At 68.4% G+C, this 25776-nt stretch carries 26 protein-coding genes and 1 tRNA gene; 12 read left to right on the top strand and 15 right to left on the bottom strand.

Features of this window, described 5'->3' with window-relative positions:
- Positions 1 to 44: 44 nt before the first annotated feature.
- From IE290_RS24880 to IE290_RS24840, 9 genes are all read left to right on the top strand, one after another.
- The gene (locus tag IE290_RS24880) at positions 45 to 857 is read left to right on the top strand and encodes an EamA family transporter (protein ID WP_191247099.1); all 813 of its coding nucleotides are present in this window, start codon (positions 45 to 47) and stop codon (positions 855 to 857) included.
- Positions 858 to 1444: 587 nt separating this feature from the next.
- On the top strand, positions 1445 to 2578 hold the full coding sequence (dnaN, locus tag IE290_RS24875; protein ID WP_167102022.1) for a DNA polymerase III subunit beta: 1134 nt from the start codon (positions 1445 to 1447) through the stop codon (positions 2576 to 2578).
- A gap of 31 nt (positions 2579 to 2609) precedes the next feature.
- Positions 2610 to 3500, top strand: a complete 891-nt coding sequence (gnd, locus tag IE290_RS24870; RefSeq protein WP_191247098.1) for a phosphogluconate dehydrogenase (NAD(+)-dependent, decarboxylating) — start codon at positions 2610 to 2612, stop codon at positions 3498 to 3500.
- Between the two features lie 10 nt (positions 3501 to 3510).
- On the top strand, positions 3511 to 4668 hold the full coding sequence (recF, locus tag IE290_RS24865) for a DNA replication/repair protein RecF (RefSeq protein WP_191247097.1): 1158 nt from the start codon (positions 3511 to 3513) through the stop codon (positions 4666 to 4668).
- Positions 4669 to 4768: 100 nt separating this feature from the next.
- Entirely contained in the window at positions 4769 to 5380 is a 612-nt protein-coding gene (locus IE290_RS24860; RefSeq protein WP_373300508.1) for a DciA family protein, read from the top strand.
- Between the two features lie 177 nt (positions 5381 to 5557).
- A complete protein-coding gene (gyrB, locus tag IE290_RS24855; protein ID WP_191247096.1) occupies positions 5558 to 7525 on the top strand; it encodes a DNA topoisomerase (ATP-hydrolyzing) subunit B in 1968 nt (655 codons plus the stop codon).
- A 43-nt stretch (positions 7526 to 7568) separates the two neighbouring features.
- Positions 7569 to 10088 (top strand): DNA gyrase subunit A, encoded by a 2520-nt coding sequence (gene gyrA, locus IE290_RS24850; RefSeq protein WP_191247095.1) that lies wholly within the window; start codon positions 7569 to 7571, stop codon positions 10086 to 10088.
- Positions 10089 to 10802, top strand: a complete 714-nt coding sequence (locus tag IE290_RS24845; protein ID WP_191247094.1) for a DUF3566 domain-containing protein — start codon at positions 10089 to 10091, stop codon at positions 10800 to 10802.
- Positions 10803 to 10832: 30 nt separating this feature from the next.
- Positions 10833 to 10906: transfer RNA gene (locus IE290_RS24840), tRNA-Ile, on the top strand.
- Positions 10907 to 10980: 74 nt separating this feature from the next.
- Here the strand turns inward: IE290_RS24840 and IE290_RS24835 are convergent.
- From IE290_RS24835 to IE290_RS24780, 12 genes are all read right to left on the bottom strand, one after another.
- A complete protein-coding gene (locus IE290_RS24835) occupies positions 10981 to 12138 on the bottom strand; it encodes a hypothetical protein (protein ID WP_191247093.1) in 1158 nt (385 codons plus the stop codon).
- A gap of 178 nt (positions 12139 to 12316) precedes the next feature.
- A complete protein-coding gene (locus tag IE290_RS24830) occupies positions 12317 to 13471 on the bottom strand; it encodes a site-specific integrase (RefSeq protein WP_191247092.1) in 1155 nt (384 codons plus the stop codon).
- Positions 13455 to 13673, bottom strand: a complete 219-nt coding sequence (locus IE290_RS24825; protein ID WP_191247091.1) for a helix-turn-helix domain-containing protein — start codon at positions 13671 to 13673, stop codon at positions 13455 to 13457. The genes IE290_RS24830 and IE290_RS24825 overlap by 17 nt, the downstream gene beginning before the upstream one ends.
- 195 nt (positions 13674 to 13868) lie before the next feature.
- Positions 13869 to 14921, bottom strand: coding sequence for an AAA family ATPase (locus tag IE290_RS24820; RefSeq protein WP_191247090.1), 1053 nt, complete (start codon positions 14919 to 14921; stop codon positions 13869 to 13871).
- Between the two features lie 34 nt (positions 14922 to 14955).
- On the bottom strand, positions 14956 to 15912 hold the full coding sequence (locus IE290_RS24815; protein WP_191247089.1) for a bifunctional DNA primase/polymerase: 957 nt from the start codon (positions 15910 to 15912) through the stop codon (positions 14956 to 14958).
- A gap of 86 nt (positions 15913 to 15998) precedes the next feature.
- Positions 15999 to 16169, bottom strand: a complete 171-nt coding sequence (locus IE290_RS24810; protein WP_191247088.1) for a hypothetical protein — start codon at positions 16167 to 16169, stop codon at positions 15999 to 16001.
- A gap of 414 nt (positions 16170 to 16583) precedes the next feature.
- On the bottom strand, positions 16584 to 18776 hold the full coding sequence (locus IE290_RS24805; RefSeq protein WP_191247087.1) for an FtsK/SpoIIIE domain-containing protein: 2193 nt from the start codon (positions 18774 to 18776) through the stop codon (positions 16584 to 16586).
- On the bottom strand, positions 18773 to 19897 hold the full coding sequence (locus IE290_RS24800; RefSeq protein ID WP_191247086.1) for a hypothetical protein: 1125 nt from the start codon (positions 19895 to 19897) through the stop codon (positions 18773 to 18775). Before IE290_RS24800 ends, IE290_RS24805 begins: the two co-directional genes overlap by 4 nt.
- Positions 19897 to 20205 carry a hypothetical protein gene (locus IE290_RS24795; protein WP_191247085.1) on the bottom strand — a complete coding sequence of 103 codons (309 nt, stop codon included), beginning with the start codon at positions 20203 to 20205 and terminating at the stop codon, positions 19897 to 19899. Before IE290_RS24795 ends, IE290_RS24800 begins: the two co-directional genes overlap by 1 nt.
- Entirely contained in the window at positions 20192 to 20446 is a 255-nt protein-coding gene (locus IE290_RS24790) for a hypothetical protein (protein ID WP_191247084.1), read from the bottom strand. The genes IE290_RS24795 and IE290_RS24790 overlap by 14 nt, the downstream gene beginning before the upstream one ends.
- Positions 20446 to 20769, bottom strand: a complete 324-nt coding sequence (locus IE290_RS24785; protein WP_191247083.1) for a hypothetical protein — start codon at positions 20767 to 20769, stop codon at positions 20446 to 20448. The genes IE290_RS24790 and IE290_RS24785 overlap by 1 nt, the downstream gene beginning before the upstream one ends.
- A gap of 116 nt (positions 20770 to 20885) precedes the next feature.
- Positions 20886 to 21173 (bottom strand): hypothetical protein, encoded by a 288-nt coding sequence (locus IE290_RS24780; RefSeq protein WP_191247082.1) that lies wholly within the window; start codon positions 21171 to 21173, stop codon positions 20886 to 20888.
- Positions 21174 to 21318: 145 nt separating this feature from the next.
- Here IE290_RS24780 and IE290_RS24775 point away from each other — a divergent pair, with 145 nt between their 5' ends.
- Positions 21319 to 21669, top strand: a complete 351-nt coding sequence (locus IE290_RS24775) for a winged helix-turn-helix domain-containing protein (RefSeq protein ID WP_191247081.1) — start codon at positions 21319 to 21321, stop codon at positions 21667 to 21669.
- 17 nt (positions 21670 to 21686) lie between these two features.
- On the opposite strand, the gene IE290_RS24770 is transcribed toward IE290_RS24775, so the two are convergent.
- Positions 21687 to 21893: a hypothetical protein gene (locus IE290_RS24770; protein WP_017985974.1), complete on the bottom strand. Its 207-nt coding sequence runs from the start codon at positions 21891 to 21893 to the stop codon at positions 21687 to 21689.
- Positions 21894 to 22046: 153 nt separating this feature from the next.
- On the opposite strand from IE290_RS24770, the gene IE290_RS24765 reads away from it, so the two are divergent.
- On the top strand, positions 22047 to 23174 hold the full coding sequence (locus tag IE290_RS24765) for an NsdA family TPR-like regulatory protein (RefSeq protein ID WP_229874693.1): 1128 nt from the start codon (positions 22047 to 22049) through the stop codon (positions 23172 to 23174).
- On the opposite strand, the gene IE290_RS24760 is transcribed toward IE290_RS24765, so the two are convergent.
- Together IE290_RS24760 and IE290_RS24755 are read right to left on the bottom strand one after the other, a co-directional pair.
- Positions 23160 to 23753, bottom strand: a complete 594-nt coding sequence (locus tag IE290_RS24760; RefSeq protein WP_229874692.1) for an NUDIX hydrolase — start codon at positions 23751 to 23753, stop codon at positions 23160 to 23162. The genes IE290_RS24765 and IE290_RS24760 overlap by 15 nt on opposite strands.
- 148 nt (positions 23754 to 23901) lie before the next feature.
- Positions 23902 to 24795, bottom strand: a complete 894-nt coding sequence (locus IE290_RS24755; RefSeq protein ID WP_191247079.1) for a hypothetical protein — start codon at positions 24793 to 24795, stop codon at positions 23902 to 23904.
- Positions 24796 to 24882: 87 nt separating this feature from the next.
- Between IE290_RS24755 and IE290_RS24750 the strand changes: the two genes are divergently transcribed.
- Positions 24883 to 25752: an AbiTii domain-containing protein gene (locus tag IE290_RS24750; RefSeq protein ID WP_191247078.1), complete on the top strand. Its 870-nt coding sequence runs from the start codon at positions 24883 to 24885 to the stop codon at positions 25750 to 25752.
- The last annotated feature ends 24 nt before the right edge of the window (positions 25753 to 25776 follow it).

Raw genomic sequence — 25776 nt, 5'->3', positions numbered from 1 at the left:
GTCTCGATGGATCTTCACCGGTTCCGCGCCAAGACTCGGAAGACATGGGAGCCGCACTTCTCGTCCTCGGCAGCGTCGTCAGCGTGCAGACCGGGCAGGCGTTCGGCAAGCAGCTCTTCGCCGCGGCCGGGCCGGGCGGGGTGGTCGCGCTGCGGCTCGCCTTCGCCGCGCTCGTCCTGCTGGCGATCCACCGCCCGGCGTGGCCGTCGTGGCGGGAGCTGCCGCCGGTGCTCGGTTTCGGCGCCGCGATCGCCGGGATGAACCTGATCTACCCGGCGCTGAGTTTTCTGCCGATGGGTGTGGCGAGCGCGTTGCAGTTGCTCGGCCCGCTGACGGTCGCGGTGGTCTCCGCACGCCGCGCGCGCGACATCGGCTTCGCGCTCGTCGCCGCCTTCGGGGTGTGGCTGTTCCATTCGCCGTCCGGGACGACGCTTCCGGCGGCCGGTGTGGCACTCGCTCTGCTGTCCGCCGCGTCGATGGGCGGATACCTGGTGCTGAGCCGGAAAGTCGGCACGAGTGTCCCGGATGGATCGATGCTCGCGCTCGCCGTGACAGTGGCCGCGGTGCTCGCGCTGCCGTTCGGCGTGACCGCACCGGTGTGGCGGCCTTCCTTGCTGCTGGCGGGATTCGGCGTCGCGGTGCTGTCGGCCGTGATCCCGTACTCGCTCGATCTCGCCGCGCTGCGCCGGGTTCCACCGCGGACGGTCGCGGTGCTGGAGAGCCTCGAAGCGGCGGTGGCCGGCGTGGCCGGCGCGCTCGTGCTCGGCGAGCGGCTGTCGTTCGCCGCGTGGGCCGGAATCGCTTGTGTGACAGCGAGTGCGGCCGCGGCGGGCCGCGCTGCGACGCGGAATCTGTGATCCCAGTAACGAGAACGCATCGATCGCCGCGACCCCGGTCACCCACTGGGTGGGTTCTGCGGCGACCGCGTCTGTGCGCGGCCATGGGGACGAACATCCCCACAACTGGGGACAGTTCTGTGGACAGCTGGGGACAACTGTGGATCATCTGGGGAGCGCCCGAAGTTGTCCACGGAGGGCCCGAGTTGTCCACCGGAAGTACTCCACAGCTGTCCACACCCCGCCACGCGAACGGACCTGCGGCGATGGCAGTAGTCCCCAGAATCCACAGCCCCTATTACTGTCACTGCCCTTGGTTTTTTCTCAAGAAGTCCTTCGGAGAAAAACAGGGGGCTGTGGACATGGGGACAAAGCTCCGGACGAGATCGTCTTGTCGACAAATCGATGGCGTGCCCCGAGTGACGGCGGTGCCGTCCACGTTCTAACGTGGGTATCCACACCCAGCCCGCACGTCGTTGGCGACATCGGCACCGGGCCACACCACACTGCGAGATCCCTGGTCAGCGCGCTGCTCGAGGCCTGCCCGGGGACGTTTGTCGATCTTCTCGGGCCGCGATGAGGGGCTCGGCTGTCGAAAGGATGGGCACATGAAGATCCGCGTCGAGCGCGACGGGCTCGCGGACGCCGTCGCGTGGGTGGCACGCAGCCTGCCGTCGAGGCCACCGGTCCCGGTCCTGGGCGGTGTGCTGCTCGACGCCGGATCGGACGGCTCGACCGACGCGCTCACCGTCTCCGGCTTCGACTACGAGGTCTCCGCGACGGTCGGCGTCCCGGCGACGATCGCCGACGGCGGACGACTCCTGGTGTCCGGGCGGCTACTCGCCGACATCACCAAGGCGCTCCCGGCCCAGCCGGTCGAGATCTCCGTCGACGGCTCCCGCGCCTCCATCACCTGCGGCAGCGCCCGGTTCAGCCTGCCGACCATGCCCGTCGAGGACTACCCGCAGCTGCCGGCCCAGCCGACGTTCGCCGGTGAGGTCGCCGGCGAGGCCTTCGGCCAGGCCGTCACCCAGGTCGCCGTCGCGGCAGGCAAGGACGACACCCTGCCGATGCTGACCGGCATGCGGCTGGAGATCTCCGGCAACTCGCTCACCCTCGTGGCCACCGACCGCTTCCGGCTGGCGATGCGCGAGTTCGCGTGGGAGCCGGCCGAGGGGCTGGCCGACGCCGCGGTCCTGGTCCCGGCGCGCACCCTCGCCGAGGCGGCCAAGTCGCTCGGCACCGCGGGCAACAAGGTTTCGGTGGGCCTCGCCAGCGGCGAGGGCCTGCTCGGCCTGTCCGGCAACGGCCGCTACACGACGACCCGGCTGCTCGACGCCGAGTTCCCGCCATACCGGCAGCTCCTCCCGAACCAGCACTCTTCCCGCGCGGTGATCGAGGTGTCCCCGCTCTCCGAGGCGATCAAACGTGTGTCGCTGGTGGCCGAGCGGGGTACCCAGGTCCGGCTGGAGTTCGGTGACAACTCGCTGCGCCTGTCGGCCGGCGGCGACGACGAGGGCAGCGCCGAAGAGGAGCTGCCGGTGGAGTACGAAGGCGAGCCGGTCACGATCGCGTTCAACCCGGGTTACCTCGTCGACGGCCTGGGCGCGCTGCACCACGACCGGGCCGAGCTGACCTTCACCACCCCGAACCGTCCGGCTTTGATCAAGCCGGCCGACGAGCAGGGCCAGGTCGTTCCTGGTTACCTCTATCTACTGATGCCGGTCCGCCTACCCGGCTGACCGCGACGGAGAAAGCACGAAGGGGAGTTCCATGGTTCAGCTGGGACTGGTCGGCCTCGGCCGGATGGGCTTCAACATGCGCGAGCGGCTGCGCGCCGCCGGGCACGAGGTGGTCGGCTACGACCGCAACGAGGCGGTCTCGGACTCGACCTCGCTCGCCGACATGGTGTCCAAACTGGACGCGCCGCGCACCGTCTGGGTGATGGTCCCGGCAGGCGGGCCGACCCGCGAGACGGTGGCGCAGCTGGGTGAGCTGCTCGCCGAGGGCGATCTGGTGATCGACGGCGGCAACTCCCGGTTCACCGACGACACGCACAACGCCGAAGTGCTGTCCGCGAAGGGCATCGGCTACCTCGACTGCGGTGTCTCCGGTGGCGTGTGGGGCAAGGAGAACGGCTACGGCCTGATGGTCGGCGGCGACAAGGAGCTCGTCGAGCGCGCCATGCCGATCTTCGACGCTCTGCGCCCGGACGGCCCGCGCGAGGAGGGCTTCTCGCACGCCGGCTCGGTCGGCGCCGGTCACTACGCGAAGATGATCCACAACGGCATCGAGTACGGCCTGATGCAGGCCTACGCCGAGGGCTTCGAGCTGCTCGAGGCGGCGAAGGTCGTCGAGGACGTGCCGGCCGTGATCAAGGGCTGGCAGCGCGGCACAGTCGTCCGGTCCTGGCTGCTCGACCTGCTGGTGCGCGCGCTGGACGAGGACCCGGAGCTGGACGACCTCGAGGGTTACGTCGAGGACTCCGGCGAGGGCCGCTGGACGCTGGAGGAGGCCATCAACCACGCGGTGCCGGCGCCGGTCATCTCGGCCGCCCTGTTCGCGCGGTTCGCCTCCCGGCGGAAGGACTCGTCCGCGATGCGGGCGGTCGCCGCGCTGCGCAACCAGTTCGGCGGTCACGCCGTGAAGAAGGTCGGCGAGTAGGCACTGCGCCGTGCACGTACGGCACCTGCAGGTCACCGACTTCCGCTCCTGGGAGCACGCGGACCTGCCGCTCACACCCGGCCCGACGGTGCTCGTCGGCCAGAACGGCCGCGGGAAGACCAACCTGCTCGAGGCGATCGGTTACCTGGCGACCCTCGGGTCGCACCGGGTCGCGACCGACGCCCCGCTGGTGCGGCACGGCTGTGAGCGGGCACTCGTGCGGGCGGCCGTGGTCAACGAGGACCGCGAGCTGACCGTCGAGCTGGAGATCAACCCCGGCCGGGCGAACCGCGCCCGGGTCAACCGCGGCGCGGTCGGCAAGCCGCGCGACATCCTCGGGATCCTGCGCACCGTGCTGTTCTCCCCGGAGGACCTGGCGCTGGTGCGCGGCGACCCGGGTGAGCGCCGCCGGTTCATGGACGACCTGCTGGTGCAGCGCGCGCCCCGGTACGCGGGGGTGCGCGCCGACTACGAGCGGATCCTCAAGCAGCGCAACGCGCTGTTGAAGACGGCGGGCAAGAAGAAAGGTGGCGCGCGGGACGACCCGTACGCGCTGTCGACGCTCGAGGTGTGGGACAACCACCTCTCGGTGGTCGGTGCCCAGCTGCTCGCCGCGCGGCTCGACCTGGTCGCCGACCTCGGGCCGCACACCACCGCGGCCTACGCCGGGGTGGCGCCCGACTCGCGGCCGGCGACGATCTCCTACCGGTCGAGCCTGGGCGCCGCGCTGCCCGAGGGCTACGGGGTGCCGGACGGCAAACGCGCGGAACCGGAGGTGCTGACCGGTATCCTCGTCGAGGCGATGGCGCAGGTGCGGCAGCAGGAGCTGGAGCGGGGGATCAGCCTGGTCGGCCCGCACCGGGACGAGCTCGAGATCATCCTGGGGGAGGCCCCGGCGAAGGGCTACGCGAGCCATGGGGAATCCTGGTCGTTCGCCCTCGCGCTGCGGTTGGCCTCCTACGAGCTGCTGCGGCGGGAAGCGGGGGAACCGGTGCTCCTGCTCGACGACGTGTTCGCCGAGCTGGACCGGCGGCGCCGGTCGCGGCTGGCCGAGGTGGCCGCCGGTGCCGAACAGGTGCTGGTCACCGCGGCGGTGGACGAGGACGTGCCCGGGGAACTGGCCGGGGTCCGGTTCACCGTCGCCGACGGGGAGGTCAAGCGTGCCTGATGAGCAACGGCGAGTGACCGGGACCACAGGAGTTACCCACCGATCTGGGGACAACTCTGTGGATAGTGTGGATAACACGGTGAACGCGTTATCGCCCCGCGTGACCAAGCGGCCGAACGAGCGATCTTCAACCGCGCCAGAAGCTGCGCGAACTCCCCAGAAGAGTGGATCGGATACAGACGGTGAAGGCCCGGCTGGGCCGAACGGGAACACTACCGGACGTGACCTCGTCCGCTCCGCCCTGGCCGCCGCTCGCGCGAAGGCCGACGCCCGGGGCACCGAGCCGGGCCGTCGCAAGTTCGAGCTGACCGGCCAGAACCCGCGCCGCCGCCGCTGGTCGGGGCCGGGCCCGGACGCCCGCGACCCGCAGCCGCTCGGCCGACTCGTCGGCAGGCTGGTCTCCGAGCGCGGCTGGCAGGAGCGCGTGACCAGCAGCCGTGTCTTCGGCGAGTGGGCGCGCCTGGTCGGTGAGGACGTCGCCGAGCACGCCCAGCCGGTGACGTTGAAGGATGGCGAACTCACCGTCCGCGCCGACTCGACCGCCTGGGCCACGCAGCTGCGCCTGCTGCAGGGTCAGCTCATCGCCAAGATCGCGGCCGGGGTCGGTCACGGCGTGGTCAAGCGGATGCGCATCCACGGTCCGACCGCCCCGAGCTGGCGGAAGGGCCCACGGCACGTGCCCGGCCGCGGGCCGCGCGACACCTATGGGTGACTGAGCGCGTCGTATCGCGGCCCGACCCGCGCCGGATAGCACCGGACCCGTCCTCGCTCGCGTTCGGGCCTCTGTGACGAAATCAGGGGTGTCCTTGCGGCATGTCAGCGGAGCTGGCCAAGTAGGATGGAAGCGAGTGGGGAGTCCCTTGGGCAAGACTGAGGAGAAAGCAGGCCCGTGGCAGCTCAGCAGAACGACTACAACGCGTCCTCCATCACGGTGCTCGAGGGTCTCGAGGCGGTCCGCAAGCGACCCGGCATGTACATCGGTTCCACCGGTGAACGCGGCCTGCACCACCTGATCTGGGAGGTCGTGGACAACTCGGTCGACGAGGCCATGGCCGGCTACGCGACGAAGGTCGAGGTCACGCTCCTGGCCGACGGCGGCGTCCGCGTCGTCGACGACGGCCGCGGCATCCCGGTCGAGGAGCACCCGGTCCACAAGAAGTCGACGCTGGAGATCGTGCACACCGTGCTGCACGCCGGCGGCAAGTTCGACAGCGAGAGCTACGCGGTGTCCGGCGGCCTGCACGGCGTCGGCGTCTCCGTGGTGAACGCGCTGTCCAGGGCGCTCGACGTGGAGGTCTCCCGCGACGGCAAGAAGTGGCGCCAGCACTACGACCACTCCAAGCCCGGCCAGCTGCAGGAGGTCGGCCCCGCCGAGGGCACCGGCACCTGCACCACGTTCTGGGCCGACCCGGAGATCTTCGAGACCACCACCTACAACATGGAAACGGTCTCGCGCCGCCTGCAGGAGATGGCCTTCCTGAACAAGGGCCTGAGCATCACGCTGCGCGACGAGCGGGTCACCGAGGAGGAGACCGAGGCCGACGCGGACGGCAAGCAGGCGCGGGTCAAGGAGCGCGTCTACCACTACCCGGGCGGGCTCGAGGACTTCGTCAAGCACATCAACGGCTCGAAGGACCCGATCCACTCGAGCATCATCTGCTTCGACGCCAAGGGCGACGGCCTCGAGGTCGAGGTCGCGATGCAGTGGAACAACTCGTTCACGCCGTCGGTGCACACCTTCGCCAACACGATCAACACCCATGAGGGCGGCACCCACGAGGAGGGCTTCCGCGCCGCGCTGACCCGGGTGGTCAACGCGTATGCGCGGGACAAGAAACTCCTCAAGGAGAAGGACGAGAACCTTTCCGGCGACGACGTGCGCGAGGGCCTGACCGCGATCATCTCGATCAAGCTGGCCGAGCCGCAGTTCGAAGGCCAGACCAAGACCAAGCTGGGCAACAGCGAGGCCAAGTCGTTCGTCCAGTCCAAGACGAACGAGTGGCTGTCCGACTGGTTCGAGCGCAACCCGAGCGAAGCCAAGACGATCATCAACAAGGCGCTGTCCAGCGCGCAGGCGCGGATGGCCGCCCGCCGGGCCCGCGACCTGGTTCGCCGCAAGGGCGCGCTGGAGATCGGCGGCCTGCCCGGCAAGCTCAAGGACTGCCAGTCGACCAACCCGGAGGAGTGCGAGCTCTACATCGTGGAGGGTGACTCCGCGGGCGGGTCGGCCAAGGAGGGGCGGGAGTCGCGGTTCCAGGCGATCCTGCCGATCCGGGGCAAGATCATCAACGTGGAGAAGGCCCGCATCGACCGGGTGCTCAAGAACAACGAGGTCCAGTCGCTGATCACCGCGCTGGGCACCGGCATCCACGACGACTTCGACCTGTCCAAGCTGCGGTATCACAAGATCGTGCTGATGGCCGACGCCGACGTCGACGGCCAGCACATCCGCACCCTGCTGCTGACGCTGCTGTTCCGGTTCATGCGCCCGCTGATCGAGCACGGCCACGTCTACCTCGCGCAGCCGCCGCTCTACAAGATCAAGTGGCCGCGGTCGGAGCCGGAGTACGCGTACTCGGACAAGGAGCGCGACGGCCTGCTCGCCGCCGGCGTCGAAGCCGGGCGGAAGCTGCCGAAGGAAGACGGCATCCAGCGGTACAAGGGTCTCGGCGAGATGAACGCCGAAGAGCTGTGGGAAACCACGATGGACCCGTCCCGCCGGCTGCTGCTGCAGGTCACGCTGGACGACGCCGCGGCGGCGGACGAGCTGTTCAGCGTCCTGATGGGCGAGGACGTCGAAGCCCGGCGCTCGTTCATCACCCGCAACGCCAAGGACGTCCGCTTCCTCGACGTGTAGCGCGCCCCGCCTCCGATTTCCGATTCGTCAGTAGAAGGACCCCATGACGGAAACCATGCCGCCGGAACACGACCGCACCGAGCCGGTCGACATCCAGCAGGAGATGCAGCGCTCGTACATCGAGTACGCGATGAGCGTGATCGTGTCGCGAGCGCTGCCGGACGTGCGGGACGGCCTCAAGCCGGTGCACCGCCGCGTCCTCTACTCGATGTACGACTCCGGGTTCCGGCCGGACCGCGGGTACAACAAGTGCTCGCGCGTGGTCGGCGACGTGATGGGCAACTACCACCCGCACGGCGACTCGGCGATCTACGACGCGCTCGTGCGACTGGCCCAGCCGTGGTCGATGCGCTACCCGCTGATCGACGGCCAGGGCAACTTCGGCTCGCCGGGCAACGACCCCGCGGCGGCCATGCGGTACACCGAGTCGCGCCTCGACCCGCTGGCCATGGAGATGCTGCGGGACATCGAAGAGGAGACCGTCGACTTCTCGCCCAACTACGACGGGCGCACGCAGGAGCCGGACGTCCTGCCGGCGCGGATCCCGAACTTGCTGGTCAACGGCACGTCGGGCATCGCGGTCGGCATGGCGACCAACATCCCGCCGCACAACCTGCGCGAGGTCGCCGACGGCGTCGTGTGGGCGCTGGACAACTGGGAGGCCGGCGACGACGAGACGCTGGCCGCCCTGATGCAGCGCATCAAGGGCCCGGACTTCCCGACGAAGGGCCTGATCCTGGGCACCTCCGGCATCGAGGAGGCCTACCGGACCGGGCGCGGTTCGATCCGGATGCGCGCGGTGGTCGAGGTCGAGGATGACTCCCGCGGCCGCACCACCCTGGTCGTCACCGAGCTGCCGTACCAGGTCAACCCGGACAACCTGGTGGAGAACATCGCCAGCCTGGTGCGCGACGGGAAGCTGACCGGCATCGCCGACATCGCCGACGAGTCCAACAGCCGTCGCGGCATGCGGATCGTGGTCACCCTCAAGCGGGACGCGGTCGCCAAGGTCGTGCTGAACAACCTCTACAAGCACACCCAGCTGCAGTACAACTTCGGCGTCAACATGCTGGCCCTGGTCGATGGGGTGCCGCGCACGCTGCGGCTGGACCAGGTCGTCCGGCACTACGTCAAGCACCAGATCGAGGTCATCGTCCGGCGGACCCGGTTCCGCCTGCGCAAGGCCGAGGAACGCGCCCACATCCTGCGTGGTCTGGTCAAGGCACTGGACCAGCTGGACGAGGTCATCGCGTTGATCCGCCGCTCGCCGACGGTCGACGAGGCGCGCACCGGCCTGATCGAGCTGCTGGACATCGACGAGATCCAGGCCACCGCGATCCTGGACATGCAGCTGCGCCGCCTGGCTGCCCTGGAGCGTCAGAAGATCGTCGACGAACTGGCCGAGATCGAGCTGAAGATCGCCGACCTGCAGGACATCCTGGACAAGCCGGAGCGTCAGCGGCAGATCGTCAAGGACGAGCTGACCGAGATCGTCGACAAGTTCGGCGACGACCGGCGCACCCAGATCATCCCGTTCGACGGCGACGTCTCGGTCGAGGACCTGATCGCGGTCGAGGACGTGGTGGTCACCATCACGCGCACCGGCTACGCGAAGCGGACCAAGACCGACCTGTACCGCTCACAGCGCCGCGGCGGCAAGGGCGTGCAGGGCGCGCAGCTCAAGCAGGACGACATCGTCCAGCACTTCTTCGTGTGCTCGACGCACGACTGGATCCTGTTCTTCACGAACAAGGGCCGCGTCTACCGCGCGAAGGCCTACGAGCTGCCCGAGGCGAACCGCGCCGCGCGTGGTCAGCACGTGGCGAACCTGCTCGCGTTCCAGCCGGACGAGACGATCGCGCAGATCATCGAGATCCCGAACTACGAGGTCGCGCCGTACCTGGTGCTGGCCACGAAGAAGGGCCTGGTCAAGAAGACGCGGCTGAGCGAGTTCGACTCGAACCGCTCCGGCGGCCTGATCGGCATCAACCTGCGCGAGGGCGACGAGCTGGTCGGCGCGGTGCTGGCCGGGCCGGAGGACGACCTGCTGCTGGTGTCGGCCGAGGGCCAGTCGATCCGGTTCCACGCCACCGACGAGACGCTGCGCCCGATGGGCCGCCCGACCTCGGGTGTGCTCGGCATGCGGTTCAACGACGGCGACGAGCTGCTCGCCCTGAACGTGGTCAAGCCGGACAAGTTCCTGCTGGTCGCGACCGACGGCGGCTACGCCAAGCGGACGCCGATCGAGGACTACCCGGTGCAGGGCCGCGGCGGCAAGGGTGTGCTGACCATCCAGCACGACCGCAAGCGTGGCAGGCTGGTGGGGGCGCTCATCGTCGACGCCGACGACGAGCTCTACGCCATCACCTCCAGCGGTGGGGTCATCCGCACGCCGGCGGACCAGGTGCGCAAGGCGGGCCGGCAGACGAAGGGTGTGCGGCTGATCAACCTCGGCGAGGGGACGACTCTTCTCGCGGTGGCACGCAACGCTGATGAGCCCTCGGGCGTCGGTAATGGTGAAGGCAACGGAGGAACCGAAGAACCCGTCTCGGAAGAGAGCTAAGTGACGACACCGGAGAACCCCGAACAGCACGGTGCGCAGACCGGTGACGCGGGCACGCCGCCCTGGCAGCGGCTGAGCCGTGACGCCGGCCAGGGCACGACCACCGAGTCGAGCGGCGGTTACCGCGACGGGTGGTCGTCGGAAGGCCAGGCCGAGAAAACTGTGTTGTACTCGAACGGTGACGACAAGCCGGTCGTCAGCGGTTCGGCGGCGCAGGGTCTGTTCGGCAACCCTGCGGCGCGCGACGACGCGTTGGCAGGGTTGAGGGGGCAGGAGACGGTGAGCGTGGCCAGTGCCGGCACCAAGGGACGTTCGGCGCCCAGCGCACTGCGCCGCCCCGGCCGCGGCCCACGCCGGGCGAGCCTGCAGATCAAGCGGTTCGACCCGTGGTCGGTGCTGAAGCTGTCGCTGGTTCTCGGTGTCGCGCTGTTCTTCGTGTGGCTGGTGGCCGTCGGCGTGCTGTACACGGTGCTGGACGGCATGGGCGTCTGGGACAAGCTGAACGGCACGTACTCGTCCCTGGTGTCCGGCGAGGGCGCCGGGGTGACCAACGAGCCGCTCATCAGCGCCGGCCGGGTGTTCGGCATAGCGGCCATCCTCGGCGCGATCAACATCGTGCTGATCTCGGCGCTGGCCACGGTGAGCGCGTTCATCTACAACGTGTCCGCCGACCTGGCCGGAGGCCTAGAGGTGACCCTGTCGGAACGCGAGTAGAAGGCATGTTGTAGTCTTCTCTCCGTTCGAGGGCCCATAGCTCAGGCGGTTAGAGCGCTTCGCTGATAACGAAGAGGTCGGAGGTTCAAGTCCTCCTGGGCCCACAACAGGTCAGGCCCCGTATCCCGGACCAGGGAGGCGGGGCCTGAGTGACTAAGTGGGTGACTAAGCGCCGACCTCAGCCAGGCGCGGTCGTGTCGGTCGGAGGACCTTCCTTCGCGAGGTAGTCACTCCACCGATCCCCACCGAAGCGCTCAAGCAGATCAATGAGTTCGGCGCGGTCGGGATGGTTGTCGATCGCGGCCAGTAGCTTGCTCCGCTTGGTGACGCCAAGCGTCCGCGCGAGCGTGAGGTACTCCCGCAGCGCAAGGCGGACGTCGAATGCAAAGCCGCGCAGCGTGGTCTGGTCGACCTCTGGCATGCTGGCGCCGTGCACCGCGTGGCTTCGCACGTCGCTGTACAGCCAAAGGGTTCTTGTCGGGAACTCGAACTGCTCGGTGACCATGTGGCCGAGCATTGCCCGACGAAACGCTAGGTGGGGACCCTTCAGCCCCTCAGATCTGTCTCCGAGCAGGGCTTCGAGGGCGAAGAACAGGTAGAGCAGCGACACCAACGGCTCTGTCGCGAGCGTCGATCGCTCGATCCAGCGCAGAGCGACGTCCGCCTTCCGCTCGATGTCATCCGACGGCTCTCGGCTGAGCTGGGCGACTGGGTGATTCTGCAGGACATCCAGGTCCTCCCCCCGAAGCGTCAGAGTGCCGGCATCGCCGGATGGCGGTGTCCAGACCCTGACCCCCTCTTCGGGGACAGCGAGGCGGCCGAGCTGGAACCGCAGCTGCAGGGCCGTTGCGCTCCGCTCATCCTCGATCACTACTCGAATAGCTCGCAACACCCGTGCAACCTGCCTACGGGCTCGCTCAGCCATCCGTCGGTGGTTGGTACCTCGTACTGTCACCTCTGCCTGACAGCAGGCTGCATCCCCGGCTGTGGGCCACTCGTCCTCGGAGGCCAGATCGACGTCTAGGGGTGCAAGTCGGATGCCCATGAAGTCGAGGGGTTCCTCGACTGACAAGTGATCGATTGAGACGCGGCAGACGCTCGTTCTCGGTTCGATCGCGTGAGCATTGACGAACCTCTTGACGTGATCAGTGTGCCGGTCAGCCCAGCATTCTGCCGCGAAGTCCCACACCACGCTCTCGGGGTTGGTGAGATGTTCAAAGCACAGGTCTGAGGAGACCTGGGAGGAGGTGGCTTTCACCGCCTCTACCTCGCGCTGCGTGTAGGCGAGCATCTTGTTGTCGGCGTCGATGCCTGCGGGAAGACGCTTCCTCAGCACAGAGGGCTCACCCGTCGAGGGCTTCCTAACCAAAGCCTGCAGACGCTTTAGGGACCGGATAGTTGCCGGGGATGGACTGGGCACGAGCGTATTTTCCTCAGTGATCTACGCCACGTCGACATAAATGAGCGGCCCGGGCCTCTCGTGCAACCGGGCCGCCCGATCAAAGGTGCCTCTGTCAGCCGTGGGCGAGGAAGATCCGATCCATTGCTTCGGCGCCGTGCTCGATCACTGGCCGGAGCTGGTGCCGGTAGACCAGCTCGGTGACGGCCGTCCCGTTGTGGCCCATCAGGCGCGAGATCTGCTCGATCGGTACGCCGCTGTCCGAGAGCAGCGAGACGAAGCTGTGCCGTAGCTCACGGGGTGTCCAGTCCTTGGCCTCCAGTCCCGCTTTCTCGACCACCTTCCGGAACGCCCGGCGGACGTTGGCCGCGTCCAGCTCGGTCCCCACGGCTGAGGAGAACACCAGGCCGGTCTCCTGCCACCGCTCGCGCGCCAGCGTCCGCATGTAGTCCTGCTTGACCTGATGCGCCCGCAGGGCCTCCACGCAGCGCTTCGGCAGGGCGAGCGAGCGGCGCGACTTCCGTGTCTTGGTGTCGCCATGCTCGCGGACCGAGCGCCACACCATCATGTGCGGCGGAATCGGCGGACTTGCATCCGGCCGCCCGACGAGATCGACGTGGGACCAGGTGAGCGCCCGCATCTCCTCCGTCCGTGCGCCGGTGAGCAAGGACACCACGACGTAGGCGCGCATTGGAGTGCCCTCAGCGGCCCGCAGCACCGCTTCTGCCTGCTCGAAGGTCAAGGACTTCGAGGGGCGCCCAGCACGGCCCTCAGGAACCTCGCAGAGAAGCACGACGTTGCGCCGCACCTTCTCTCGTTTCTGCGCCCGCTCGATGCTGCGCCTGAGCAGCGACAGGACCTCCCGGAGCGAGCGGGTAGACAGCACCTGTGCTCGTTCGCTCAACCATCGATCCACGTCGTCGGCCGTCAGCTCGCGGAGCTTCCGGGCACCCAGGCGGGGGATGATGTGTGTTTCCGCCAAGGTCGTCAGCTTGTCGACCGTGCTCTTGCTGCGCCGCGGCAGGCCGTACTCGAGGAAGTCGCGAACGGCGTGGGCGACGGTGTACTTCCGATCCTCGGTGACGCCGTCCTCAAGTTCGCGCTGCAACTCCTTGAGCAGTTCCTTGGCGTCGGTCTTGGTCTTCGCGAACCGTTTCCGCGTCCGGCGCTTGCCGGCCGGGGTGTACCCGACGGTGACTTCCGCTACGTAGCGCTGGCGCGACTCCTCCCAGTAGATGCTGCCGTCACCGCGGCTACGCCGCTTGGTCATTCATGCCCTCCGATTCGTTGATGAGGAGTTGGACGTAGTCGCTGATGGCCTGGGCGGGGATGAGCCGGGCCCGACCCTGTTTGACCGAGCGGAGGCGTCCCGCGCGAATCTGCTCGTAGATGACGGATCGGCTCATCGAGAGCAGGCGCATGGCCTCGGTGATGCGGTAGAGCTGCCGCTCAGGCACCGGTGGCGTGTCCATCGCATTCCTCCTTCGCGCGGGTGGTCAGGGCCGGGGTGGTGTGACAGCCGGTCGGGGTGTCACACCTGCTGTCACTCCTGTTCTCGCAGGTCAGACGTGGTTGAGTGACAGAGTGACAGCTGTGACAGGTTGGGGTGGTCCTGTGGCTGTCACTGCCGGGCTGAGTGACAGCGGCGGCGGGTGTCACTGGTGGTGTCACTCCTGTTCTTGCTGGTCAGGGGCGGTTGAGTGACGGAGTGACAGGTGTGACAGCTCCGGGGTGCTGTCACTGTCACTCGCGGGTTCGGCGGGGTAGTACGTGCCGCCCGGGGCGGCGCGGAGCTGCCCGTCCTTGGCCATGCGGGTGCAGGTCTGACGGACGGTGTTCGGGTTGAGCTGCAACGCGTCGGCGATCGCTGCGGGCTTCTGGCCGGGGTAGTCGCGGACGAACCGCTTGATCTGGGCGCGGGTGTCGTGCATCTGGTAGTCCGCGGCCGGGCCGTCCAGCTTGGTCCAGGCGCCGGACGTGGCGTCGAAGCTCATGGCGTACTCGGCCTCTTCGACGTCGCGGCCGGTCACGTGCAGCACCCCGTCCGCCTGGCCGCGGGCGCGCTTGAGCACCAGCGTGGCGTCCACGGCTCCGGTCAGGCCGTTGGTGCCGGACACGGTGTCCTGGAAGTCCTCCGCGCTCTGCTTGCGGACGTGGTGGATGAGCAGGAACGGCACGCCGTAGTGGTCGGCGAGGGTCTTGAACCGGACGGCGGCGGCGTAGTCCGCGGCGTAGGCGGACATGCCGGCCGGGTCCGCGCCGCGCATCTTGGCGAAGGTGTCGATGATGACCAGGCGGGCGTGCGGGTTCGCGTCCAGCCACTCGCACAGCAGCGCCTCACCGCCGTGAGCCATCGTCGGGCACGCGGTCTCCAGGGTGAGCAGCGGCGCGGCCCGGCCACCCGCGGCGAGCATCTGACGGCGGCGGCGCTGCAACCGCCGTCCGGTGTCCTCCAGGGCGCAGTAGAGCACCGGCCCGCGCTCGACCTCGATGCCGCCCAGGACCGGATCGCCGTTGGCGATGTCCGCGCCGAGCCCGAGGGACAGCCAGGACTTGCCGAGCTTCGGCGCCCCGGCGAGCAGGTTGAGCCCTTCGCAGAGCAGGCCGGGCACGGCCCACCGCGGCTCCGGGAAGTCGACGGCCATGAGTTCGGCGTCGGTCCACCGGGTCTTGCGTGCGGGCTGGTCGGGCACGGAGGACAGCGGGCGGGGTGCAGCCATGAGTGACGGACCTCCAGTGGTGCAGGGGTGAGGGTCAGGCGATGCGGCGCGGCCGGTTGTGGCCGGTCCTCAGGCCGGACGCGATGGTCTTGCGGGCCTGCCGCTCGGTGTAGGCGCCTTCGGCAACGTGCCGCCCGGCTGCCGTGAGCAGCGCGGTTTCGTGTTCCTCCGCGGACAGCGCGCCACCGGCGACCAGTTGTCCGAGCGCGACCGCGGCGGCGAAGAGCGTGGCGTTGCGCTGGTTCTTCGGGGCCTGGTGGACCTTGGCGCACTCGGCGCGGATCGCGGCCTCCAGGTAGCGCGGTCGCGACGCCTTCGGCCGGATCGGTGTCACGGGCGCGGCCGGCAGCGGCGCGGGGGTGAGCCGGTCCGCCAGCCACTCCGGGAGCGGAGCCACGTGCCCGTTGTAGATGAACTCGTAGGCGCGGCCGGTGATGAGCGAGCCGGGGCCGACGACGTAGCCGCCCCAGGCGCGGGTGTCGATCTTCCAGCCCAGCCCGCGGCCGCGGTCCCCTTCGGTGTTGCGCAGCTCGACCCCGTCCGGCGCGGCGTAGTACAGGTGTAGGCCCTCCGAGGGGGTGCGGACGGTCAGGGTGTCGCCGGGCAGCTCCTCCCCGGCGCGCACCGCGAGATTGGCGAGCGCGTCCTCACCGGAGCGGTCACCGTTGGAGCGCCACGGTTCTGGGATGTCGGCTTCGGTCTCGCCGGGCTTGAGCGTGTCGAGGTCGATCACGCACAGCCCAGACGGGCCGGTCGCGACGCCGATGTTGTACGGGGCGCGGGACCAGGCGGCGCGGATGCGGTCGGGGTCGGTGGTGGCGCGCTGCTCCCAACCGAGGTGCCCTCCGGCGCAGGCGCCGGTGCCTGGGCAGTCGGTGGCGCCATGCAGGGCGGGGTACTTGCGGCCGGGAGCGAGCGGGAAGACGTGCCAGCCGCGGGACGCGGCGTCCAGGGCGGCGGCGAGCAGAGCGTCAGCGGTGCGGGTGGTCATCGAGAGCCCTTTCGGGATGAGGTGGCTTGGTGCTGCCGGGCCGCCCGGAGGCGTGTCGGACGGGCGGCCCGGCAGGGTTCGGCGTGTTACTTGCCCTTGCGGGCCTTGTGCTTGGCCTCGCACTCCGGGCAGGCGGGGCTGGTGAACCACGGCGACTTCGCGTCCCGGCCGGGGATGGTGAGTCCGCAGAGGGTCTTCACGTCGCCGGTCCACCAGGACTTGGTTCCGCGGTGCACGAGCGGCTTGTTGCTTGCCATCGGTGGTGTGTCCTTTCGCGACGGTGGGTCTACTTGTTGGCGCAGATCGAGCACATGACCTGGTCGGCGGGGATGCGGGCGCCGCAGTCGGAGCAGGTGGCGACGAACCGGGCGATCAGGCGAGCGAGGCGGGTGGTCAACGGTCCTCCGAAAGTCACTGTGAGTGATGACATGAGGGCGTGAGAGGTCACGGCGATCACCTCCGGTTGGTGTCGTCGGGCGGGTTAGGTTGCGGGGTTAGGTCATCGAGAGCGGGTTAGGTTTCTAACCCGGCGGGTTAGATGGCCTGGACCAGCGGTGAGCTGCGGGAAGTTAGGCGGGTTAGGCGGGTTAGGTCAGCTCCCAGACCCGGGTTTCGGGCCGGATTTCGTGGGCTTCGGCAGGGGTGCGGCCGGGTCTAACCCGGGTGGTCGGTTACTCGTTCTCGTCCAGGTCTTCGATGGCTGCGGCGGCGAGAGCTTCACGGATAGTGACCGGATCGATGGGGTAGCGGTTCTTCGAGCTGGGCACCTTGACCCCGACCTTGGCCAGCTCGGCGCACAGCCGGGTGCCGGTGAGGCCCTGGTAGGGCGGCCAGTCCGGGGCCAGCGCGGACAGCAGCGGCGCCACCTTCGCGGCCGGGATCGGGTCGTCCCCCAGGACTTCGTCGAGGTCTTCGAGCAGGTCGCGGGACACCGGCGCCTCGATCTGCGGGGCGGGCCGGTCGCCACCGGGCAGGCCGCGGCCGTCCTGCTCGATCGCGGCCATCGCGCGCTCGATGATCGGGGTCACCTGGTCGTTGTCGCGGGACACGTCCAGGAAGTAGACCTGCACGATGTCGCTGCGCTCGCCGGTGAAGCCCTTCACCACGGCGGTCCCCTTGTCCGTGCCGGGGATGAGCTCGGTGGCGCGGTGGCCGGCCGCGTAGGCGCCCTGCCCCAGCAGCGCGTCGTTGGCGACGTGGTCACCGACGGCGAAGGCGATGCCGTTGGAGCAGTTGCGGGTCACGTCGCGGGGCATGGAGTCCTTGGTCGGGGCCTGGGTGGAGACCAGCATGTGGATGCCGCGCTTGCGGCCCAGCCGCACGATGTCCACCAGCAGCTTGGAGATCTCCTTGCCGTGCTTGGGGTGCTGGATGGCGACGTGGGCCTCTTCGAGCAGGCAGAACAGCGGGTGCAACCCGACGTTCTTGGACGCCAGCTCCCGGGTGACCGCGGGGACCTCGAACTTGATCAGCAGTTCACCGCGGGCCTGCACTTCGGCGTGCAGTTGCCGCAGGTCAGCCAGGATCTGCTCGATCTTCTCGTCCTCGGCGCCCATCACGTAGCGGGAGCAGCGCGGCTTGAACGCCTCGAAGTCGAAGTTCGCGTCCGGCACGTAGATCCGCAGCTCAGCCGTGGGATCGAGGGCGGCACCGGCCATGATGACCCGGGCCGCGGAGGACTTGCCCTGGCCGGGCATGCCGCCGGTGATGGTGTTGCGCTCCATCAGCGGGGCGCTGATCGGCGTGCCGCGCAGGGTCTTGCCGAACGGCACCCCCTTGAACACGTCCACCAGACCGTCGCTGAGCAGCGGATACGGTCCCGCACCCTCCGCCAGGGCGCCCTTGTCCGCCACCCACAGGTCCAGAATCCCGGCCTCGCTGCCGGTGGTGGGCCAGACCTCCTTCGCCAGCCGGTGCAGCCCGGTCGCCAGGTCGGCGCGGCGGCGGGCGATCTTCTCCGCGGTGACCCCGGCCGGGAGCCGGATCACGGCGTGCGTGCCGCGCCCGTCCGCCCGGGCGGTGGTGAGGTACTGGAGCGGCAGGCCCTGCTTGAGGTAGGCGGTGATCTGCGGAATCCGCAGCGCCTCCAGCGCCCGGGCGATGGTGGTTTCGTCGATCGCGGCGTCCAGGTCGGCCTCGCGAGCGGTGGCGAGCCAGGCCGGGGACTGCCCGCGCTTGCGGCCCTCCCGGTAAGCCGCGAGCAGCACGAACACCGGCAGCGCCATCAAAAACGGCGTCCACGCCACGGCGATCGCGGTGAAGATCCACCGGATCGCGGACAGGACCCCGGTGATGACGTCGATGAACGCGCCCGACCCCGACAGCTGCACGAAGATGCCGACCAGCAGCGTCAGCGCCACACACCCGGCCAGGCTGCCGAGCAGCACCTTCGCCACCCCGAACGCCACGCCGGGCAGGTCCTTGAGCCGCTGGTGACGGCGCTCGGCGGCGGCCTCCTTGCGCTCGGTCCACTCCGCCAGGGCCTCACGGTCGCCCATCGCCTCCGCGGCCTTGATCTGCCGCCGGTAGACACCCATGGTGGAGGCGTCCCAGGCGCGCTTGGCCCACGACTCCACGCCCTGCACCGTGGTCACCCCGGCGGCCAGGACGGCTTTGCCGGCCGACTTGGTGACCTGGTGCGTGGCGGCCGTCTTCACCCCGCGGTAGACGGTCAACGCGTCCTGCCGGTAGAGGGCGTAGCGCTGCTTGGCCTTCTCGCGCTGGAGCGCGCGGTAGTCGGCATCGGTGATGATCTCGCCCTCCAGCACCTCCGTGCCGGACTCCACGGGGTCGGAGTCGGGGCGGTGAGTCGGCAGGTAGTGCACGCGGGCCAGCTCGGCGTCCTGCTCGTGGTTGGTGGTCATCGGGCCTCACCTCGCTTGTAGTCGTCACGGAGCTGGCGGGCGCGCGCCGCGCCGATCTTCAAGGTCTTGCGGATCGACTCCGCCGACGTCGGGTCCACCTGCCCGGCCTCGATCGCGGCGCCCAGCTCGGCGCGGAGCTGGTCGAGCGAGCGACCGGGCTTGCGGTCGATCACCGGTCGATTCGGCCTCGACTCACGCAGGTCAGGGCCGTGGTCGAGGGTCGCGACCGTCCCGCCCTCGATCGAGTCCCGCGGCGTCGGGTCCGGCTCGCCCACGGGCCGTGCACCGGCCGCCGTGGTGGCGAGCAGGTCGGCCAGCTCGCGGTCCCAGTCGGCCGACTCCGTGACCGGCAGGCCGGGCACGACCGCGGTCTCCAACCGGCGCCAGCGAGTGATGACGTAGCGGCCGGGGGCGTACACCAGCCGGGCGGACCCGTCCGCGTCGATCTCGGCAACGGCCTGCCGGACCGCAGCCTTGCGAACACGGCCGATCTTGCGCGCCGCGGCCCGCTCGATCCGCGCGGTCTGCCGCTCCGCCCGCGACCGCGGCGGCGCAGCCAGGGTGAGCTGGTGCGCCACCACCCCGGAGACCGACACCAAGCCCATCACCACCCCGGACTCCCACGCCGTGGTCAGGCCGTGCAGCAGGTTCGAGGCGAAGGCGAACCCGGCGAAGGTCCAAACCCCCACCTGCAACCAGCCCACCGGGCGGCCCGGGTGCCGACGGCGGGCGACCAGCACCGCCACCGCGAAGGCCCACATACCCAGCTCGGTGATGCCGGGCAGCAGCACCCCCAGCCCGGACCGGTAGACGTCGTGGCCGTAGGCGGCCATCGCCGGGGCGGCCAGCACGAAGGACAGCAGCGCGATCGGGTAGATCAGCAGCTCCACCACGTTCGCCCCACACCAGGAACCCAGCGCCCGCCACGCGGCCTTCCGGCGAGCCGCCCGCTGCTCCCGCTCGATCCGCGCCTGCTCAGCGGCAGCGGCCTGGTCCTCCCGGCGCTGCTGCGCGAGCGCGGCCCGCTCGGCGATCCGCACCTGCGCCGCCGCGGCAGCCTGCTCGCGCTGAATCTGCGCGTCGACGAGCTTGTTGGCGCGGCGCTCTTCGGCCCAGCTCATCACGCCTCACCGTCCTCATCGGACCCGCTGATCTGCTGGCGGCGCAGACGCAGTTCGTTAGCCGCCCAGCCGAGCGCGGCCAGGCCGGACACGGCGTAGAAGCCGTCCCACACAGTCAGGGCGAGCCCCAGCGGCACGGCGACACCGGCGAACTCGATGGCATGCCAACCGATCCAGGACACCGCCCGGGTAGTGCGGGTCGGGTTGGTGGCGTTGTTGTAGATCGCCAGGTCAGCCGCGCGGCGCGCCTCGACATCGGTCGTCTGTCCGCTGTGGCCGGCATTGGGCTTGTGCTCAGGCGTGGACATTGATGGCCTCCTCTCGCGAGACGGGGGTGGGGTGGAAGAACTGGTTGACCGGGCCGGTCGGCGGCTTGCTCGCGTGCCGCGTCACGAACGCGTCCAAGCGGCGCATGCTGATCTCCAGCACCTTCGCGATCAGCACCAGCGGAATCCGGACCAGGTGCAGCACCAGGAACAGCAGCACCGACCCGGTGAACACCAGCAGCGCGAACGTCCCGAACCGGCGCAGAACCTCGAACATCGACATCAGGACTCACCCCGCCCGATCCCGTCCAGCTCGCGCAGCGCCAGCGCCTCGAGGGCGTCGGCCTCGCGGTGGTGATCCCGGCTGCGCAGGAACGAAGGCTGCGAGGCGCCCAGCGGAACCTGGCGAGTGATCTCGGCCTGCTTGGCGGCCTGCTCCCGGTGCCAGGCGGCCCGCTCGCGCAGCCGTCCGGCGACCTCCCGGGCCACCACCGTCGAGATCAGTTCGTTGAGCGCCTGCGGGGTGTAGGTGACCAGCTCATCGTCGATCGCTAGAGCCAGCCGGGCGGCCGCGGTGCTGATCCGGGCGCGGGCCTTGCCTACCATCGGGGTCCTTCCCTTCGAGTCGTTACGCGAGTGGTTGGGGAGTCCCGGCGCGGCGTGCGCGTTCTTGGCGGAGTGAGCCGCCGTGCCGGGGTCAGCCGAAACGGGTGCCACGCTCATCAGGCCGCCGCCACGCCGTTGATCCGGACGCGGGACCGCAGGGCCTCACGGGTCGCCCGACGCGTCGCCCGGCGCGCGCTCACCACGTCGGTCAGCTCTCGCGACACCCGGAACGCCTCGACCCGCTCCGCGGCGGCCCATTCGCGCTCCGCCTCCTCGATCAGCGCTTCGATCTCGGCGACCTCAGCCGCCATCGCCTCATCCCGCGCCACAGCGGCAATGTCCTCATCGACCAGCGGAAACAGCGCGTCGACGGCCGCGGGGCTGGTGATCCGTGCGAACTTCATTGCTCTCCTGTTCGTTGAACTTCGAGGACTTCTGTCCTAGGCCAGTTGGCCTGAGTGAGACAGTAAGTAGGACAGATGTGCTTGTCAAGGGTCTGGCCTAGGACAGCGCTAGACTGGGTGCGCTGCGGAAGGGGATTCGATGGTCGTGACCAGGGAAGACATCGCCGGTCAGCTACGTGAGCGCATCCTTGCGGGTGATCTCAAGCCGGGGGAGCGGTTGCCCAGCACTCGCGAGCTGGTCGCGCAGCACGGCGGTTCTCGCACCACGGCGAATCAGGCACTTCGGCTGCTCGCTGCGGAAGGTCTTGTCGCCCTGAGGGAGAAGAGTGCCGCGGTTGTGCTCGCTCCCGAGGATGCCGGGAAGACGCCAGAGTCCCGGCTTGCTGACGCTCGGACTGAGCTGCTGGAACTTCGCGACGAAGTCCGCACGATCAGGCACCAGTTCGAAGACCTGGAGCTTCGGTTGTCTGCTGCCCTGGGGCGTCTCGGCTCGTGACGAGTCAACAGGCTCGGCTATGCGGCGAGCTGCCGGGTGAAGGCGGCAATCCCGTCGATGATGCTGCCGATGCCCGCGGCGAGTGCCTTGGCCCAGTTCGCCGCATCGGTCGGGTGCTTCACAACGAAGACCAGTAGCGCGAGCGCGATCAGGGCGCCCAGCACCTTCGGCAGCAGCCCGCTCCCACCAGTCGGGACCGGAATCATGTTGCCCTTCTTGCCCATCGCTACCTCCCAGGTTCTGTGGCTCGGCGGTTTCCGTTGCCATGCCTCAAGATTCGTCTGGTTCCGGCTTCTTGGGGAGATGAGTCCCTGGTGAGTCGTTGGTGATTCGCTCGACTCACCAGGGGCTGACCAGGCACAATGCCCGCAAGGGAGGTGACCGTGGGGGACAGCGGGGCAACCGAGAGCAAGCTTCGCCGTGCTCGCCTTGCCGCCGGGATGACGCAAGGCGAGGTCCGGGCCAAGCTCACGCAGGCTCGCCGTCGCCGGGGCAAGATGCCCCCGAAGGAAGCCAGCTTGAAGCGGATGTACACGTCCTGGGAGACCGGCGCGGTGATCCCGACGGACTGGCGGGACGAACTGTGCGAGGTATTCGAGCTTCCACCGGCAGCGCTCGGGTTGGTCGAGACCACACCGCCACCTGCGCTCGACCTCCCGAGCGCATTCGAGGTGGTCCGGCTCGACCCAGCGGTGATTTCGCTGCTAGACCAGCAGACGAACTTCTACCGGCTGCAGGACCGGCTGCTGGGGGCGGCGATCATTCCGCAGACCGAAGCCCACGTCCGCAACCTTGAGCAGATGCTGCGAAATGCGCTGCCGAGCGGCCACCTTCCGACAGCGGCGGTGACGCTCGCTGAGGCGGCTGCGCTCGCCGGTTGGCAAGCGCTCGATGCGGGTGATCTCCGGAAAGCGTGGGACCTGCACGACATCGCGAAGTCCGCAGCACGGCAGGGGGAGAACCCAGCCGTGCTCGCGCACGTCACGGCGCAGCAGGCTTACGTGCTGCTCGATGCCGGCCGGGCCGCCGACGCGGTGGAGCTGGTCGAGTACGCGAGCGAACCCGGCCTGCTCGGACGGGTCCCCGCACGCCTTCGGTCGTGGTTGGCCGCGGCGCACGCCGAGTTCCTGGCCGCGGCGGGGGACCGATCCGGCGCGATGCGGCGGCTCGATCAGGCGGCCGACGTGCTGCCAGATGGCGACAACGACCCTGAGTTGCCGTACCTGATGCTGAACGGCGCGCACCTCGCCCGGTGGCGGGGCAACTGCTTGGCGCGGCTCGGCGAAGACCAGGCGATCGAGGACCTGACGGCCGCGCTCGATGGGCTCACCACGCTCACCTCACGGCGAGCAGAGGCGGGGCTTCGTGTGGACCTCGCGCTTGCCCTGCGGAAGCGCGGCGACCTGGACGAGTCGCGCGTGCAGGCCCGACAAGCCGCCGAGCTGGCCGGCACAACAGGCTCAGCCCGGCAGCGAGCCCGGATCGCGGAGCTACTTGCCGCCTAGCGCGAGGACGTGAAGCAGGCCGATCAGAGCGCCTGAGTTCCCGACCTGACCTGCTCGGATGAGGTCGGGAACCTCGCGGAAGGGCACCCACTGGAAGGTGCCTTCGTTTTGCTCGGTCGGTTCCGCGACCCGCTCCACGCCTCGAACGACGAAAAGGTGGTTCGGGTTGCGCAGCATGCCGACCGCGGGCTCAAACGTGATCAGCGGCTCGATCGACCGCGGCCGGTAGCCGGTCTCTTCCTCGATCTCGCGCACGACGGTCTCCTCCGGCGACTCGTCGCCGTCGATGATGCCGCCAGGGACCTCCCAGCTCCAGATGTCCGGTGCGAACCTGTGTCGCCAGGCCATCAAGACGCGATCGTTGGCGTTGTCGAAGACGATCGCCATGGCAACTGGCGGGAACCACACAGTATGGTGCTCAAAACGCTGGCCTGACGGCTGTGAGATGTCGGCCAAGCCGACTTTGACCCACTCCGTCTCATAGACAGGACGCTCGCCGTGCACGATCCATCGTTCGTTCTCCCCGCGGGCGTTGTTGCGGAGGATGTGTTCTTCCGACCTAGCGTCGCGTGCATTCACGCCGATGAACCTCCGTGGTTGACGGCAGGCATAGTCTCGCATATCAACGCTGTGGGACAGGCAGTCGTTCCGCAGCGATGCGTGGCGTACTGAAGTGCCCGCGAGCGCAACTGGACGAGCATAATGCGTAACAGGGGCCCAGTTCGGACTACGATTCAATCTGTTTAGGGTTGCCTTCGTTGTCAACGCCGCGAGAATTTTGAAGCTCGTGGCTTGATTTGTAACTCGAAATAAGTTGCTGCATCATGCCGGAAACCCGGGGGTTGGAGGCCATTATGGCCGCTCCGCCCATTACGTCTCCTGAGTGAAGAATGTATATAGCTCCAACGGGTGGAGAGATCATCGCCCATACCCGGCTGGCTACGACTTCCATTCTATGAGCGAAGTTGTCGATACGTTGCAGTACGCCGGGGGAGCACATGTCGCGAGATTGGGGCTGAAGATGCAATGCATTATTGGCGATTGCGAGGTCTTCGCGAAGGCGTTCGACTCCTCGATACCGAACGAATTTGATGGAGTCTACCGCCTCGCCGACTCTGCGAGATATTCGCGCACGCATTGCTTCGGGAATGCTGTCGTCCCCGTTGATTTCTTCTATAAGTCCTTCAAGGGTGGATCGAGCTTCCGATAGTGCTTCTTGGGAATATTTGGTGGGGTCCCACGACCACTCCGGAACATGTAGATGAAGAAGTCGGGCAAGAGTGCCGAGTGAACTCAGCGCTGCGGGTGGCATTATCGCCTTTGGCTTAATTTGACCAGCTCGGTGGTGGCTAAAACCGAAGATGGCGCCTCCCCACTCTGGAAAGTGATAGAGCAGGTCGGACTCTTCGACGTCGGTCTCAATGCTCTGGGCAGCAGCGCGGCACTCGTGCAACAGCGCAGCGATCTCCGTGAGGTGCTCGCTCATCGTTCGTCGATCAGCTTCAGAGCAGCCGATGGTGTTCGCCCACGCCTGGTCAAGCGAGAGATTCTCCTGTTGCTCGGAGAACTCCCTGAAGACGGCATGCAGGCGTCCGGCGGGATTGTCTATCGCTACTGCCATTGAGCGATCTTAGCGGCCACGGCCGTCATGACTGGCCGGTACCGCGGGAAGACGTACGAACGCCGGTCAGCTCCTTGCAGGAGGGCAGTGCGGATTGTGTCGGTGCCGCCCATCACACTGTTCAACATGTCTGGTAGACGCGACGGCCTGCTGGCCGACATCGAGGCGGGGATCATTGACGGAACCTCGCTCACAACCTTGTTGCAGAAGTGCATCATCCTTGGCGGGCGCTCGGGCTCGGAGAAGCTTCGCGAGTGGGCTCGTCGCGAGCTGAACGGCTACGCCGGCCAGGAGCCGCCCAACTACAGGAAGGTGGCGGCTCCGATCTTCGCCCGGGTGACCAACGCGGCGGGGTACCACGGTTTCAGCCAACAGCTCTTCTTGAACGACCTGTCGGAACAGATCCAGAACTTCCTCCGCGAGCAGAAGGTCGACTGGGAGCAGATCCCGCTCGACTCCAGCGTGGGGGACCTCGAAGCGATGATCGCGCGGGCCGAGGACAACTCGGTGAAGCTGAGCCCGGCGTGGGCCGGGCACATGGTTGAGATCCTGAACCACGCCAACACATCACCGAACACTCGCGTCGCGACGCTGTACTGGGAAGTACCTGTATCCGGGATCGAGGGCACCTTGACCCGCATCCGCACGGCGCTCACCGAGCTGGTCTCCGAGTTGATCTCTCGAACCCCCGAGGGGCAGGAGGTACCGGCTAAGGGGGCCGCAGATCAGGCGATCCAGTTCGTGATCAACGGCGACCGATCCGTCATCAACTACAGCCCACAGCAGGCCGGCGAGGGCGGAAAGAACACCGTCAACTTTGGAATGGCCAAGGAGGACGAGCCGAAGAAGGAAGGCTGGTTCGCACGCTGGCGAAACCGCGGCATCGCCGTGAGCATCGCGACTGTGCTCGGTCTGGGGGTCGCCATCGCTACCTGGTTGGACTGGACCCCCTGGTAGCTGTCTAAGCCACCAGAAGCTCAG

The sequence above is a fragment of the Amycolatopsis deserti genome (assembly GCF_014653945.1).
Taxonomy (GTDB): Bacteria; Actinomycetota; Actinomycetes; order Mycobacteriales; family Pseudonocardiaceae; genus Amycolatopsis_E; species Amycolatopsis_E deserti.
Note: the sequence above shows the minus strand (reverse complement) of the source record. Positions and strands in the feature narration are given on the sequence as shown.

Bases quoted from the DNA above. Each gene is read 5' to 3' on its own strand.
- IE290_RS24805 (WP_191247087.1), bottom strand. From the start codon at position 18,776: ATGACCACCAACCACGAGCAGGACGCCGAGCTGGCCCGCGTGCACTAC.
- IE290_RS24880 (WP_191247099.1), top strand. From the start codon at position 45: ATGGGAGCCGCACTTCTCGTCCTCGGCAGCGTCGTCAGCGTGCAGACC.
- IE290_RS24795 (WP_191247085.1), bottom strand. From the start codon at position 20,205: ATGTCCACGCCTGAGCACAAGCCCAATGCCGGCCACAGCGGACAGACG.
- IE290_RS24820 (WP_191247090.1), bottom strand. From the start codon at position 14,921: ATGGCTGCACCCCGCCCGCTGTCCTCCGTGCCCGACCAGCCCGCACGC.
- IE290_RS24830 (WP_191247092.1), bottom strand. From the start codon at position 13,471: ATGACCAAGCGGCGTAGCCGCGGTGACGGCAGCATCTACTGGGAGGAG.
- IE290_RS24780 (WP_191247082.1), bottom strand. From the start codon at position 21,173: ATGAAGTTCGCACGGATCACCAGCCCCGCGGCCGTCGACGCGCTGTTT.
- IE290_RS24815 (WP_191247089.1), bottom strand. From the start codon at position 15,912: ATGACCACCCGCACCGCTGACGCTCTGCTCGCCGCCGCCCTGGACGCC.
- IE290_RS24825 (WP_191247091.1), bottom strand. From the start codon at position 13,673: ATGGACACGCCACCGGTGCCTGAGCGGCAGCTCTACCGCATCACCGAG.
- gnd (WP_191247098.1), top strand. From the start codon at position 2,610: ATGGTTCAGCTGGGACTGGTCGGCCTCGGCCGGATGGGCTTCAACATG.
- IE290_RS24800 (WP_191247086.1), bottom strand. From the start codon at position 19,897: ATGAGCTGGGCCGAAGAGCGCCGCGCCAACAAGCTCGTCGACGCGCAG.
- IE290_RS24770 (WP_017985974.1), bottom strand. From the start codon at position 21,893: ATGGGCAAGAAGGGCAACATGATTCCGGTCCCGACTGGTGGGAGCGGG.
- IE290_RS24790 (WP_191247084.1), bottom strand. From the start codon at position 20,446: ATGTCGATGTTCGAGGTTCTGCGCCGGTTCGGGACGTTCGCGCTGCTG.
- IE290_RS24755 (WP_191247079.1), bottom strand. From the start codon at position 24,795: ATGGCAGTAGCGATAGACAATCCCGCCGGACGCCTGCATGCCGTCTTC.
- gyrA (WP_191247095.1), top strand. From the start codon at position 7,569: ATGACGGAAACCATGCCGCCGGAACACGACCGCACCGAGCCGGTCGAC.
- IE290_RS24810 (WP_191247088.1), bottom strand. From the start codon at position 16,169: ATGGCAAGCAACAAGCCGCTCGTGCACCGCGGAACCAAGTCCTGGTGG.
- IE290_RS24785 (WP_191247083.1), bottom strand. From the start codon at position 20,769: ATGGTAGGCAAGGCCCGCGCCCGGATCAGCACCGCGGCCGCCCGGCTG.
- dnaN (WP_167102022.1), top strand. From the start codon at position 1,445: ATGAAGATCCGCGTCGAGCGCGACGGGCTCGCGGACGCCGTCGCGTGG.